At 57.8% G+C, this 13,254-nt stretch carries 16 protein-coding genes and 1 pseudogene; 5 read left to right on the forward strand and 12 right to left on the reverse strand.

Features of this window, described 5'->3' with window-relative positions; all coding sequences use genetic code 11:
- Positions 1–41: 41 nt before the first annotated feature.
- From B060_RS0117120 to B060_RS0117130, 3 genes are all read right to left on the reverse strand, one after another.
- Positions 42–1,019, reverse strand: a complete 978-nt coding sequence (locus B060_RS0117120; RefSeq protein WP_018083029.1) for a class 1 fructose-bisphosphatase — start codon at positions 1,017–1,019, stop codon at positions 42–44.
- Between the two features lie 140 nt (positions 1,020–1,159).
- A complete protein-coding gene (locus tag B060_RS0117125) occupies positions 1,160–2,341 on the reverse strand; it encodes a M24 family metallopeptidase (RefSeq protein WP_018083030.1) in 1,182 nt (393 codons plus the stop codon).
- A gap of 11 nt (positions 2,342–2,352) precedes the next feature.
- Positions 2,353–3,603, reverse strand: coding sequence for an NAD(P)/FAD-dependent oxidoreductase (locus B060_RS0117130; RefSeq protein WP_155847817.1), 1,251 nt, complete (start codon positions 3,601–3,603; stop codon positions 2,353–2,355).
- 81 nt (positions 3,604–3,684) lie between these two features.
- Between B060_RS0117130 and B060_RS0117135 the strand changes: the two genes are divergently transcribed.
- The 3 genes from B060_RS0117135 (at position 3,685) to B060_RS0117145 (ending at position 6,570) form a co-directional block, all read left to right on the forward strand.
- Positions 3,685–4,599: a dihydrodipicolinate synthase family protein gene (locus B060_RS0117135; protein ID WP_018083032.1), complete on the forward strand. Its 915-nt coding sequence runs from the start codon at positions 3,685–3,687 to the stop codon at positions 4,597–4,599.
- Positions 4,600–4,722: 123 nt separating this feature from the next.
- Positions 4,723–5,721 (forward strand): 4-hydroxyproline epimerase, encoded by a 999-nt coding sequence (locus B060_RS0117140; protein ID WP_018083033.1) that lies wholly within the window; start codon positions 4,723–4,725, stop codon positions 5,719–5,721.
- A 183-nt stretch (positions 5,722–5,904) separates the two neighbouring features.
- Positions 5,905–6,570: a GntR family transcriptional regulator gene (locus B060_RS0117145; protein WP_018083034.1), complete on the forward strand. Its 666-nt coding sequence runs from the start codon at positions 5,905–5,907 to the stop codon at positions 6,568–6,570.
- Here B060_RS0117145 and B060_RS0117150 read toward each other — a convergent pair.
- The 3 genes from B060_RS0117150 to B060_RS0117160 are packed head-to-tail and all read right to left on the reverse strand — an operon-like array spanning position 6,567 to position 9,019.
- Positions 6,567–7,295, reverse strand: coding sequence for an N-formylglutamate amidohydrolase (locus tag B060_RS0117150; protein WP_018083035.1), 729 nt, complete (start codon positions 7,293–7,295; stop codon positions 6,567–6,569). The genes B060_RS0117145 and B060_RS0117150 overlap by 4 nt on opposite strands.
- Entirely contained in the window at positions 7,292–8,113 is an 822-nt protein-coding gene (locus B060_RS0117155; protein ID WP_018083036.1) for a transglutaminase-like domain-containing protein, read from the reverse strand. The genes B060_RS0117150 and B060_RS0117155 overlap by 4 nt, the downstream gene beginning before the upstream one ends.
- A gap of 9 nt (positions 8,114–8,122) precedes the next feature.
- Positions 8,123–9,019, reverse strand: coding sequence for a transglutaminase family protein (locus B060_RS0117160; protein ID WP_026172931.1), 897 nt, complete (start codon positions 9,017–9,019; stop codon positions 8,123–8,125).
- A 209-nt stretch (positions 9,020–9,228) separates the two neighbouring features.
- On the opposite strand from B060_RS0117160, the gene B060_RS0117165 reads away from it, so the two are divergent.
- Both B060_RS0117165 and B060_RS0117170 read left to right on the forward strand, forming a co-directional pair.
- Positions 9,229–9,423 (forward strand): hypothetical protein, encoded by a 195-nt coding sequence (locus B060_RS0117165; RefSeq protein WP_018083038.1) that lies wholly within the window; start codon positions 9,229–9,231, stop codon positions 9,421–9,423.
- 262 nt (positions 9,424–9,685) lie between these two features.
- Positions 9,686–10,426, forward strand: coding sequence for a Crp/Fnr family transcriptional regulator (locus B060_RS0117170; RefSeq protein WP_018083039.1), 741 nt, complete (start codon positions 9,686–9,688; stop codon positions 10,424–10,426).
- Between the two features lie 7 nt (positions 10,427–10,433).
- Here B060_RS0117170 and B060_RS0117175 read toward each other — a convergent pair whose 3' ends face one another.
- From B060_RS0117175 to B060_RS0117195, 6 genes and pseudogenes are all read right to left on the reverse strand, one after another.
- Positions 10,434–11,033, reverse strand: coding sequence for a nitroreductase family protein (locus B060_RS0117175; protein WP_018083040.1), 600 nt, complete (start codon positions 11,031–11,033; stop codon positions 10,434–10,436).
- Positions 11,034–11,110: 77 nt separating this feature from the next.
- Entirely contained in the window at positions 11,111–11,518 is a 408-nt protein-coding gene (locus B060_RS25015; protein WP_018083041.1) for a c-type cytochrome, read from the reverse strand.
- A 125-nt stretch (positions 11,519–11,643) separates the two neighbouring features.
- Complete coding sequence (locus B060_RS0117185; RefSeq protein ID WP_018083042.1) at positions 11,644–11,910, reverse strand: hypothetical protein; 267 nt, start codon at positions 11,908–11,910, stop codon at positions 11,644–11,646.
- 6 nt (positions 11,911–11,916) lie between these two features.
- Positions 11,917–12,036 (reverse strand): annotated as a pseudogene (locus B060_RS28475) (BLUF domain-containing protein); the annotation flags it as partial.
- Complete coding sequence (locus tag B060_RS28480) at positions 12,030–12,284, reverse strand: BLUF domain-containing protein (protein WP_425304001.1); 255 nt, start codon at positions 12,282–12,284, stop codon at positions 12,030–12,032. The pseudogene B060_RS28475 and the gene B060_RS28480, both read right to left, overlap by 7 nt.
- A 177-nt stretch (positions 12,285–12,461) precedes the next feature.
- The gene (locus tag B060_RS0117195) at positions 12,462–12,986 is read right to left on the reverse strand and encodes a hypothetical protein (RefSeq protein WP_018083044.1); all 525 of its coding nucleotides are present in this window, start codon (positions 12,984–12,986) and stop codon (positions 12,462–12,464) included.
- Positions 12,987–13,254 lie beyond the last annotated feature (268 nt).

Consider the following 13,254-nt stretch of genomic DNA (forward strand, 5'->3'; position numbering starts at 1 on the left):
ACTGACAAAATATACACCTTGTCAGTACTTTTCACAAGCCATCAGCCCTCTTTGTGATAGGCCGTCACGCGTTCGACCTCCTCACGCGAACCCAAGACAACACCGACACGCTGATGCAGGGCCTCCGGCGCGATGTCGAGGATCGGGTTGACGCCATCGGTGGCCACACCGCCGGCCTGCTCGATCAGGAAGGCGATCGGATTGGCTTCATACATCAGGCGCAGCTTGCCGATGCCCTTGCGGCTATCGACCGGGTACATGAAAATGCCGCCGCGCGTCAGCACGCGGTGCACATCCCCCACCATCGAGGCCAGCCAACGCATATTGAAATCTGCGCCGCGCGGGCCGGTTTTTCCGGCCAGACACTCGTCGATATAGCGACGCACCGGGGCGGCCCAGTGACGATGGTTCGACATGTTGATGGCGAATTCGCGCGTCGTAGCCGGGATCGTCATGGCGGGCACGGTCATCAACCAGTCGCCCGATTTTTGATCGAGTGAGAAGGCCGAGACCCCCTTGCCGATCGTCAGGACCAGGGTCGTTTGCGGACCATAGATGGCATAACCCGCCGCCACCTGATGACGGCCAGATTGCAGGACATCGGCTTCGGTCACCTTACCCACGGGCGCCTTCAGAATCGAGAAGATGGTGCCAACCACGCCGTTCACATCGACATTGCTGGAACCATCGATCGGATCAAACACCAGCAAAAACTCTCCGCCTTTCAGCGGATAGATCTCTTCCATTTCCTCGGATACGAGCGCGGCGACCAAGCCTTGACCATCCACTCCACCCCAGCGCTTTTCCTCGAGCATCATGTCATTGGCAATGACGTCGAGTTGCTTCTGGACCTCGCCCTGAACGTTTTCCTGATTGAGCGCACCCTGCACGCCGTCGAGGGCGCTGGTGTTGACGGCGTGGCCGATATCGCGGCAGGCGTCCGCGACGGCGAGGATCAACTGGCGCAGGCGATCAGGCGCGGCCTGTTCGGTGAGGTATTGGGAGAGAGGTTTCAGCATGGCATCCGATGTGGCTTGTTATTATGTCAAATTGCTGTGAACCGATCACGGCCTTTTGGCAAGGCCGAATGGCTGCCCCAGTCCAGGCGAGCAACCACGCGGCGCTTGAGCTAAAAAGTGCCGTCACCATAGCCATACTTTTACACCCGATCTATGGCTTCCTGCGGCTCGGTGAACCATTTCGCGCCGTTTTCGGTGACGTACATATGGTCCTCGAGACGCACACCAAAGGTTTCCGGTACCACGATCATCGGCTCATTGGAGAAGCACATGCCGATATCGAGCGGCGTCTTGTCACCGCGCACCAGATAAGCCGGTTCATGGATGCTGAGGCCGATGCCATGCCCCGTGCGGTGCGGTGTGCCCGGCAGGTTGTAGTCTGGCCCCAAGCCATGCTTTTCGAGCACAGCGCGCGCCGCATAATCGACGGCTTCGCAAGGCAAGCCGATCTCTACTCTGGCAAAGGCAGCAGCCTGCGCTTCTTTTTCGATGTCCCAGATGCGCTGATACTCGGGCTTCGGCTGGCCGAAAATATAGGTGCGCGTGATATCGGAGGTATAGCCCTGCACGTAGCAGCCGGTATCGACCAGCACGAGGTCGCCGTCTTTCAGGCGTTGCTCGCCGGGCAGGCCATGCGGATAGGCGGTGCCATGGCCAAACTGGGTGATGACGAAAGAATTGCCAGAAGCGCCGAGCTTGCGGTGCGCCGCCTCGATGAAATTATTGACCTCACCCGTGGTGATGCCCTCGTAAAGCATGCGCGCCGTCGCCTTGTGGACGAGTATGGTCATGTCCTTGGCCTGCTGCATCAGGGCGATTTCGGCCGGCGACTTGTACATGCGACAGCCATTGATAACCGACGAGGCTTCCTTGATGTCAAGACCGGTTTCGCGCCCCAGGCGGCTGACCATCTCGAACGACATGGCCGGATCGACGGCCAGAACAGCGGCGCCCCAGTCCTTCATGGCCTGCGCGATCAGGGCGTGCGGGCTTTCATGTTCTTGCCACAGGCGCATATCGGCGGTGATCTGAAGATCGGCCTCCAGAGACCCGCGCTCAAAGAACGGGCAGATCAGGAGCGGTTCACCTGCCACAGGTATGATCATGCCGACCAGCCGTTCAGACGCGCCCCACGGCACACCGGCAAAATAACGCAAGGAGGCCCCTGCCCCGATCAGAAGCGCATCGGCGCCCATATCGCGCGTCAGCTTGCGCGCCTTCTCGATACGCGCCTGGCGCTCGGCCACGGTGATGGCGGGGGCCAGATGCGGATAGGCCGAGAGCTTGGCCAGTTCGGCGGCAGGTGTGGAAGAACCGATCATCAAAAATACTCCTAGTTGAACCGAGCCAGATCAAAGGGCTTCGGCCCTTCGCCGCTGCGGATCATGTCGGCGACGATTTCGCCGGTAATTGCGGCCAGGGTTAGGCCGAGGTGCTGATGCCCGAAGGCATAATAAAGATTCTTCACCGATGCCACCCGGCCGATCGCTGGCAGATAGTCCGGTAAGGTCGGGCGCGTGCCAATCCACTCCTGACCTTGCCCGCCAAATGGCAGACCGAGTTCGCCGACATGCTTGCGCAGGCGTGCCCACTTGCGCGGATCGGGCGCGGTGCCGGCACGGGTAAACTCAACGAAACTTGCGGCGCGCAGCCCGCTTTCAAAACCGGTCACGATCATCGAGCGATCCTCAAAGACGACCGGCGGCAGGCCCTGCGGCCACTGATGATCATGGCTTTGAATATGATAGCCGCGCTCCGAGATCATTGGCACCTTCAAGCCGGCCTGCTCCATGAGGTCTTTCGAACCCATACCAGCACTGACGATGATGGCATCAGCCGTGCGCCAATCGCCATCCGACAACAGGACGGCCGCACCATCCCCTGTGATCGAGAGTTTATCGGCGCGCGCCTTGATCAGCTTGCCGCCGCGTTCGATGAAGCGCTGCTGGAGCGTCTCTAACAGGCGTTTTGTATCGGCAATTTGCGCGGTGCCTTCAAAACGAATCGCCCCGTGGACTTTAACCGTAGAATTTCTGTGGATAAGAGACGACAATTGGAGCTTTTCCGCCTCGGTCACCTCCCGAAATGAGGCGGTGCCGGTATCCGTGGCTCGCCATGAGCGCAGGCCTTTGGCGGCGCTTTCCGGCGTTTCCCAAACGACAAAATGACCGTCTTCGCGCAGCAAATCTGTCGCCTCCAGATCGGCCACTCGGCGCTGCCAGGCGGGCATAGCTTTGGCGATGACCTCGCTCAGAGCCACTTTTCCCGACTTGAAAGGGCGCGGCGCGGCTGCGGCCAAAAGGCGCAGAGAGAAGGGTAGCCACGCGCCAATCCCTTGTGGTGGAAGGGAAAGCGCACCGCCTCTGATGAACAGCCGGCGCCAGGCAGAGCGCACCGTCGCCAGAGACGCCAAAGGCTCAACCTGCTCTATAGCAATATGCCCGGCATTACCGTAAGATGCCGAAACGGGGGCATTTCCATCATCACACAAGGTCACGCTCTTGCCCTCTTTAAGGAGTTGCAAGGCGAGGTTCAAACCGACAACGCCGCCGCCGAGTACGAGTATGTTTTGGGGTGCCGTCATGAAGGCCATCATCCTTGTTGCAATAAACTATCGCATATAGTATACAGTATATGTTCTTACGCAAGCTCTAGGAGTATATAGATGAAAATCGATTGGCGGGGCGTGTTTCCGGCCGTAACGACGCAATTTAATGAAGATCTTTCGATCAATTATGTCGAGACCCAGCGGGTTGTTGATGATCTGATCAAGGACGGCGTCACCGGGATCATCGCCATGGGCACCTGCGGTGAGAACAACTCACTGACGGCCGACGAAAAGCGCACCTTGTTGAAGGCGATCGTCGAAGTTGTTGCCGGCCGTGTGCCGGTGGTAACCGGTGTCTCCGAACTGACGACGCCGCTGGCGATTTCCTGGGTCAAGGATGCCGAAAAGTTTGGCGCCAACGGCCTCATGCTTCTGCCGGCCATGGTCTATGTGCCGAAAACCGCCGAACTGGTCGAGCACTTCACACAGGTCGCCAATGCGACCACCCTGCCGATCATGCTGTACAACAACCCGACCGCCTATCGCGTCGCCATCACCAACGAAGCCCTCGAAGCGCTCCGCCCCGTGAAGAACATCGTCGCCGTGAAGGAATCGACCGCTGACACTCGCCGCTTCACCGACATGATCAATGCCTTTGGCGATCGTTATGTTGTCTTCGCCGGCCTCGATGACGTCGCCTTTGAAGGCCTGTTGCTGGGCGCTCAAGGCTGGGTTTCCGGCCTGACCTCGGCCTTCCCGCATGAATCCGTCATGCTGGTTAAGGCTCTGGAAGCCGGCGACATCAACACCGCCCGCGAAATCTACCGCTGGTTCCTGCCGCTGCTGCACCTCGACGCCGAGCACGATCTCGTTCAATCGATCAAGCTGGCCGAGCAGATCATGGGGCGCGGTTCCGAGCGCGTGCGCATGCCGCGCATGCCGCTGACCGGCGCCCGCCGCGCCGAAGTCACGGCTATGGTTGAGAAGGCGGCCGCTACGCGCCCGTCGCTCAAGATCACCAAAGCCGCTTAAGTCGATCATGGGGGAAGCTCGCTTCCCCCATGCACCCCCGTCCCGTATGGAGGAAAGATCCCTTGGGCTGCCCCAAAAGGCTCCAAGGGATTTTTTCGCATTTTGATTTGAATAGAGAGTGCCATGCGCCACACCTTCTTCTGTATCGATGGCCACACGGCCGGCAACCCGGTCCGTCTTGTTGCGGGTGGTGCGCCCCTGCTCAAGGGCTCCAACATGTCCGAGCGCCGACAGGATTTCCTGGAGCGCTTTGACTGGATTCGCACAGGCCTCTGTTTTGAACCGCGCGGTCACGACATGATGTCGGGCGGCTTTCTCTATCCGCCGACGCGCGAAGATACCGACGCAGGCATCCTGTTCATCGAAACCTCCGGCTGCCTGCCTATGTGTGGACACGGCACCATCGGCATGGTCACCTTCGCGCTCGAAAACGGTCTGGTGACGCCGCGCACACCTGGCAAGCTGAAGCTGGAAGTGCCCGCAGGCCTCATCGATATCGCCTACACAACCGAAGGCGCCAAGGTCACCTCGGTCCGCATCACCAATGTGCCGTCCTATCTCGCCGCCACCGGCATCGAGATCGTTGTGCCGGATTTCGGCGCGCTTAAGCTCGATGTCTCCTACGGCGGTAACTATTACGCCATCATCGAGCCCCAGGGGGCTTACACCGGCCTCGACGATCTCGGCGCCGCGCGCATCATCGAGCTGAGCCGCACCATCCGCCAACTCGTGCGCGACACGTACGAACCCGTGCATCCGGTGGATCCGACCATCCGCGGCGTCAGCCACGTCCTGTGGGCCGACACACCAAAGAGTGAAAACGCCGATGGCCGGAACGCCGTCTTCTATGGCGAACGCGCCATCGACCGTTCCCCCTGCGGCACCGGCACCTCGGCCCGCCTGGCGCATCTGCACGCCACAGGCCGCCTGAAGACAGGCGATCGCTTTGTGCACGAGAGCTACATCTGCAGCCAGTTTATCGGTCGCGTCGAAGACGAAGTCATGCTGGGTGACCAGAAGGCGATCATCCCGTCGATCGAAGGTTCGGCCATATCCACCGGCTTCAACACCATCTGGATAGACCGCAAAGACCGCTTCTGGCAGGGTTTTCAGGTCCTTTAAGACACAAATGCGACAAAAAGGACGCGCCAACGAACAAATTGTATACTTTTTATCACGGCAACCCTAGCTGATCCCTTGTCAGCAAGGAAAACTAATGCCTAGATAGCGGTAACAATAGAAAAAACTGGATTCGATGTGCGGGTAAGTGCTGCCACAACCCATCCTAATCAGCCGGACACACATATGACCCTCGTGGTTCAGACCCTCTCCGAACAAATTTTCTCGCTGGTACGCGATCGCATCATTTCGGGCAAGATCCCTACCGACTCGGCCATTCGCCAGGATGCGCTGGCCGCTGAGCTGGGCGTCAGCAAAATTCCGTTGCGCGAAGCCCTGGCCCGTCTTGAGCAAGACGGGCTTTTGCTTTCCCAGGCCAATCGCGGCTTCTTCGTGCGTCCTCTCAATGCTGATGAGGTCGAAGAGGTCTACGCCCTGCGCCTGAAACTGGAACCTGACGCTGTCGGTGAGGCTTCAAAGGTGGCGACCGACGCCGACAAGCGCACCGCCCGCTTGGCGCTGGACGCGCTCGATGTTGCCGCCAACACCGACAAGACCCAGGTTGGCAAGCTTAACCGTGCCTTCCACATGTCGCTGGTTCGTCCCCTGCATCGTCAGGTGACCATCCAGATTATCGAACGTCTTAACATCATTTCGGAACGCTATGTCGGCAAGCATCTTGAGCCGGCCGGCCGCGATGACCGTGCACACAGTGAGCATCTGGCCCTGCTGGAACTGTGGGCGGCAGGCAAGTCCGAGGAGGTGTCGGCCCTGATGCGCAACCACATCGCCATGACTCTTGAAGATTTGCGCAAGCAGTTCGATAGCGACCACGCCGCCATATCGGCTTAAGCCCTCAAGGCATCCGCCAGATGCTTCGCCCAAAGGGCCGCGCCGTCATCATGGTCTATAAGATCATTGCGGATCTCGATCAGCACGGCTGGGATGCCCCTGTCGTCGCCATGAATCGGCACACCGTAATCCTCGGCGCGATCGCTCTGGTAAGGCACATTGGCGCCGACCTTCAGGCCGGATGCCGCCAATCTGGCCACGAGGTCACGGCCAAAGGCCTGCGCCTGATCGAACAGTACGCCGCCCTGCCAGGTGCGCGGTGTGCCCAAAAATACTGGCGTAAAGCTGTGGATAGATACAAAGCGGGTCGGCCGGTTTTGCCGTTGACGCGCATCAAGATGATCGCTGATCGTCTGGTGGAACGGCATGAAAAGATGCTCTCGGCGCCGCACAATCTCCGCCTCAGCCAGATACTTATTGCCCGGAATATCCGTGTCTTCGGAGCGGGTGACGATGCTGCTTGGCGCATCCAGTGGCCGGTTGAGATCTATCAAGAGACGCGAACAGGTGGCCAGATAGGCCGGCGCATCAAGAAGCGCCGACAAACGCCGCGTGACATTGGCCGCGCCGATATCCCAGCCAATATGGCGTGCCACATCTGAGGCCCTCAGGCCAAGATTGGCGTAGGCTTCGGGGATATGGTTCGACGCATGTTCGCACACCAGCACAATATCGGATGTGCCGGTCTCATTGAGCGTTTCAGCCGCTGACGGCCACGAGATCACGTCGGCACCGATGGCATAACCTCCTCGGTAATCACCTCGAAGGCACTGAGAACCGCCGGACCAAACTGCGTCGAGATGGCGACGTCGGTGGCATCACGTCCAATCGCCATCAGGATGCGCCCGACGCGTGGCTTGTTGTGGCGCGCATCGGCGGTATACCAATGACCGCCGAGATAGACCTCGAACCAGCCGGAAAAATCCATCGGGCCCGGCACCGGATCGACCTTTATATCACCAAGATAACCGGTGCAGTAGCGTGCCGGAATATTCATGCAGCGGCAAAGCGTCAGGGCCAGGTGGGCGAAATCGCGGCAGACCCCGACCTGCTGTATATATCCGTCAAAGGCGCTGCGCGTGCGGTCGGCGAGCTGATAGTCAAAGCGCAGATGATTATGGACAAAATCGAGAATGGCCTGGACGCGCGGCCAGCCGGGCGCCACCTGACCGAACAGGTTCCAGGCCAGATCGGTCAGTTTATCGGTTTCGCAGTATCTGGAGCCCAGCAGGAAGACGAGCACCTCATCGGGCAGGTCGCGGATGTCATGCTGCGGGGCCTCGAACGGCACAAAATCAGGCAGGCCGGTATCGTAAATCTCGAACACCGTCGAAATGGTAGTGCGGCCCGCCGGCGCGGTGATGCGCGTACATACATTGCCGAAGCTATCGACATAGTCCCAGGATTTGAGGTTGTTTGAAAACTTCAACTCTTGCGCAGATAAAAGATCGACGCGCCGTGAGGTATGAATATTCAGGCAGAGCAGCATGGCGGTCGGCTGCGGACAGTCATAGGTGAGAGCGTAGCCGGCCTTAATCTGCATGGAATATCCCTATGTGATGATTGTCGGCGCGTCCTTCACGCCGACCGATGTCACATTAACCTGCACGGTCATGCCTAAAGAATCGATGCGTGAACCTGTATGCGTGCCCCATAAAGGAATGGCCTGGCGCGGGTCACGCGTCACCCCGACGCGGATGAGATCACGATTGCCGATGATGCCGTTGGTGGGGTCGAATTCAACCCAGCCTGCCCCTGGCACAAACACCTGGACCCAGGCATGGGTAGCGCCGCCGCCTAAATTTTCACCGGTATCGCGCGCGGGCGCATAGATATAGCCCGTAACGAAACGCGCCGCGAAGCCCAGCGAACGCACCGCCTCCATCATCAGCAAGGCAAAGTCCCGGCAGGTGCCGCTTAGGCTATAAAGCGTCATCTCCGGTGTCTGCGTGCCCGGATTTGTGCGGCGGTTGTATCTGAAATCGTTCTTGATCGCATGAGTCATGCTTTCAAGGATCGTCGCCGTCTTGGTCGGACCCAGCGGATTGACGAAGCGACGCGCCCAGGTTTCGGTCACATCATCCGGATATTGCCGATGCATGGAGGGGCGCAGATCAGGCGAGGTTTCGTTGTCATACTGGAAGGGCCAGGTCTTTGCGTCTTCGTCGGCGCGGAAGTGAGGGCTGTGCTGCGGCGTATGATCGAGCACGATCGTCGTTTCAAAGCACAAGGCATCGGCCAGGCTGTCGAAGTCGGCGCAGGCGACGCAATTGCCGAAAGCATCATGAATCCAGAAGATATCGCTTGGTTCTGGCGATATCTTCAGTTCCGAGCTTATCAGGCGTTGGTCATAGCTGTCGCGCGGACGAAACATCAGACGATGCTGGCCAAAGCCCACGGGCCGGCGATATGCGTATCGGGTCAGGTGATTCACCCGTAGAATGGTCATGTCCGAGCCTGCCATCTGTTCAAAGGCCGTGCGTGAAGGGTATGCGGCGGCGGGAAGCCATAGGCTTTTTTCTAATATTGAGCCACTCCCAATTAAATTTTTTCGCGCAACGGGCTTATCACGCGCACGGTATTTACGCTTTATTAACAAAGGCTGGAATCGCACTCCAAACTCTGCTTACATGAAAATGTAATCAGGAGTTTCTACCCGTGTTGGCTCGTATCAAGCGCCTTGCGCCCTATTTCCTGGTGGGCCCGATCAGTGGTCCACTTCTGGCTGGCGCGGTACGTAATTTTCAGAGTGGCCGTCCGGTGCTGGCCATCATGTATATGGTCGCGCTTGTCGAATGCGCCATCGCCCTGCCCCTTTTGGTGACGAAACTCGGCGTGAACGTACTCACCTAGGTTGGCTGCCTGCCACATTGGAAGCCGCTTCAAAAAGCCTGCCGGATAACGTGCGGCGGGCTTTTTCTTATCGCAGATCGCTGTGTCAAAGGCGGCAGATCCGCCCGATGACAGATATTATCTTAGCCGAAGGGAAGAAGGCTTTGACCGTTTGCGTCGTTCTGTCGCCTTTTCCCTGTCTTTCATCCTTGCGATAGCGTAAGGTGAGCGCCTTATCCCGTGGTGTATCCGCCACCATCTTCGCGCGCAACGCTGGGAAGCGATGAACAAACGTATAGAAACACTCAAAACCTTGCCGCTCTTCAGCGATCTGTCTGACGACGATGTTCTACGTTTGTCTGCACACACCCACATGCGAAATGTGCGACGCGGCGAATTCCTGTTTATGCATGGCGACGACATTAAGAACTTCAAAATCCTGCTACGCGGAACGATTCAGATTTTTCGGGAGACCCCCGACGGTCATGAAGTCACCAGCGATATTCTTATTTCCGGCGACTGTATAAATGCAGAAGAGGTCATAGCCCGGCAGGTGACCCACATAACCAATGCACGCGTCGTCGACGACGCCCAGGTACTTGAAGTGCCGATTGCATGGATGCGTGAGCATCTGAAAAATTTCAACACATTGGCGCCGCGTTTGCTTCAGGGCCTGGCCGAACGCCTTCACGACGCGCAAATGGAAGCCGAACACCGCTCGACCATGTCGGCAACGCAGATGGTAGCCTGTTATCTGCAAGGGCTATGCGTTCTTTATAACTTCGATCCTGCCGGCTTTGACCTGCCCTATTCCAAAACCCTGATTGCCTCGCGTCTGCGGATGGAACTGGCGACCTTTTCGCGAACGCTGCGTAAACTCAAGGAGGTCGGCATCGATATCCAGGGCAATCGGGTATCTTTCACCAATCTCAACAAGGCAGGCCACTTCGTTTGTGACAACTGCTCCATAGAGGGGGATTGCCCGACTCACCAGATCTTGATGAGCCCAGGTCCGCCCCCTTAAGCCTTCGTCACAGAAGCCAGTTGAGAATGTCCGGTGGCCGGCGCTTTGTAGGGTCTATGCCCGGCGTCGGCTTGCCCAGAGCAATGATGGCGACGGGGACCATACTGTCAGGCAGACCAATGAGCGTGCGTCCGCGTGGGTCGTTCAGACCCGCGACGGCCTCCCCGATCAGGCAACTGCCGAGTCCCATGCCCGCCGCCGCCAGCATGATGTTTTCGGCCGCCATCCAGGCTTCCGGAACAGCCAGAGGCGTTTGTTGCCGGATGCAGACCACGATCAGCGTCCCGGCATTGTGAAACAGTGTAAAGCCGCTGTCCGAGGTGAGGTTAGTCAACTCACTTTCAACCGCATTGTAGAGCCGACCAATATGACCGGACAGCGCGCGCAGGCGTTCCCGGCCCTGGACAACCAGAAACGCAGGTGCCGGCAGGGAGGCTGTCGCCGGCGCCTGGGCGGCCGCATACAGCAAGGCGTGCACGGTGTGTTCGGTGACATCGTCGCCGGTAAACACCTGCACAGCATGACGACCATAGATCGCGTCCATGATCGTCATCGTGCGGCGCGGCGGTGCGTCATCCCCCGGCAACGGTTCGTGGATACGCGACATGGACAAGGCCTCTTGGTAAGCGAACAAAAGGCAGCCTTGGCCAGGGCAGCACAAAAGGCAAACCCAGCTAAGAACCGCTATTTTCTGGGTGTCAGTGTTTTAAGATAAGCGGTTATGGCCGCCCGGGCGTTTGGCGTTTCAAAGTGCATCGGCATGCCGGTTCCCGGATACATGGCTTCAGGACCGGACAGGAACTTTTTCAATCGCGTGACCGTCCAGGTGTCACCGCGCGCGGCAGCGGCCGTGAGCGCCGGCGAATAGGCATAGCCCTCAATGGAGCCCACGCGGCGGCCGACAACGCCAAAAAGCGCCGGACCATTATCATTGATCATGTACTGGCTATTGTCGTGACACAGAGCGCACTTCTGGGAGAATATCTGCGCACCCTGTTCTGGAAGAGGCTGCGCCTGCGCACCGAAGACATGGGTCATCAGCGCCGCTACAAGGCACCCGGTAATGACGTGCGCTTTCAATCTGACCACCATGCGAACGCTTCCTGTGCAAAGGTTCTCAAGAGTGGCACGGGATTTTGTTGAAGGATTTGATCGCAATCAAAACATGATCAATCTTTCACCAGATCCTGGTCCTTTTTAATGTGTTTCGTCAGTTTTTATGAATTTGCGCTGACGACGATCCTGTCACAGTCTGGCACCCTCACCGTTTCCAAATACGGCGCCTGCCCATCCTTGCCATGTGACTCTTTGGTTTGCACAGAACGCCTGATATCAGACAGCACCGAAGGTTGATCCAGGGCAACAAGGGCATTTGCCAGGGCTATCAGGCGGTGAGGCTCGAAGCGACCAGTGGATTTCTGTGTCAGGAAGCGATAGCGGCGAAACAGGCTTTCATTGGCCTCTGACTTCACAAACCCCGCCATGGTCCAAACCGGAAAGTTACGGGCCTGGATGGGGGCATCCTGGAGGATGCGTATCGCCGCGTGTCGAGGGTCACCGGTTATCTTTTCAAAACAGGCGCGTACCCTTTCAGGCTCACCCTCTATGATCTAACGAAAATTTCCCGGTCAAACAGAAGGCAGCCGGTGAGCTGATTGTGATAGTTGTTGGCCCGGGATACCGTCAGGATGTTGCGCATTTCGCTAAGCATGCCTCGGTTGCCAGCAACAAAACGGCTAACATAGATAAGTTGAATGAGGCGGGTCACGTTACGGCCTTCCTTACGATAACCTTTCACCTGAGGCCGACTGTCGCTGTGGCCGGGCTGAAACGATCTGGATGCCCGCGTCAGTCTCACATTGAGCCGACAAGCCGATTGTAAAAGGTTTCTAATACAAGGGATGAAAGGTGCGTGAAATTACTTTCCACCTTGTTAACGGAGAAATTTAATCGTTATTATTCAATTGCTTGATTAAAGTTGGCGGGGCGTTTGATATTTATCAAATAAAGACAAGTGCGGGTGCCAACCTTCAAGTCAGTTCAAATGTCCACCGCTCGACGACAGGGACCAGCCGCGTCCCAGCGCCAGTCTGCCTGACAGCAGGCCAAGCGCGCTTGTCGGGGTGCGAAGTCGCAAGAGGGGCAGACCAATCGCTGAGAATAAAGCCAGGTGCTGTCGCTCGCAGGCGGCAAGGTGCAAAATATCGTCCCGCCGCGCCATCGGCACTATTGCCTTGTGCGCTATGAAGGCTAGCAGATGCGCAACCTGCGTTTCGGCGAGGCTATAGTTTTTTTCCAGGCGCTCCACGAAGGCCGAGACGTCATCATCTGACTCCATTCGTGCCAACAGAAACGGCATAAGTTCGTCACGCTCCTGGGCTATGCGCAGCCTTATGTCGCTTTTCAGCCAGGACGCGATTGTCGCGACACGCAGATTTTCTTCGAAAACACTCGCCTGCAAACGGACACAAGCCCACTTCATGCGATCATATTCGGAAGCCAGCCAGTCAAAAGGCGAGGCACACAACAAGGCCAGGTCTCCGGCTGGCGGTTGGGCCATATTAGGTGGACCCCGTCAGTTGGACAGAAAGTGGGCTGACTTAAGATAGAGAGTCTTGCCGGTTAATTGTCGCTGGCGATTTTGCCAGAATGTCGGTGTTTCAGGCTACCATCTTTCCTTGATCGATTGAATCCCTTTCTTGCTGTTGAGGCTGTGGGGATGTGTGTAACGCGCTTGCGTTATGCACATATCCACAGGCGCGGCCCGCTTCAAAAATTTGCCTCGGGGTCTTGTAGTCGAGAGCCTGGTGCTTTCTCTGGTCGTTATA

The organism is Asticcacaulis benevestitus DSM 16100 = ATCC BAA-896 (assembly GCF_000376105.1).
Lineage (GTDB): Bacteria > Pseudomonadota > Alphaproteobacteria > Caulobacterales > Caulobacteraceae > Asticcacaulis > Asticcacaulis benevestitus.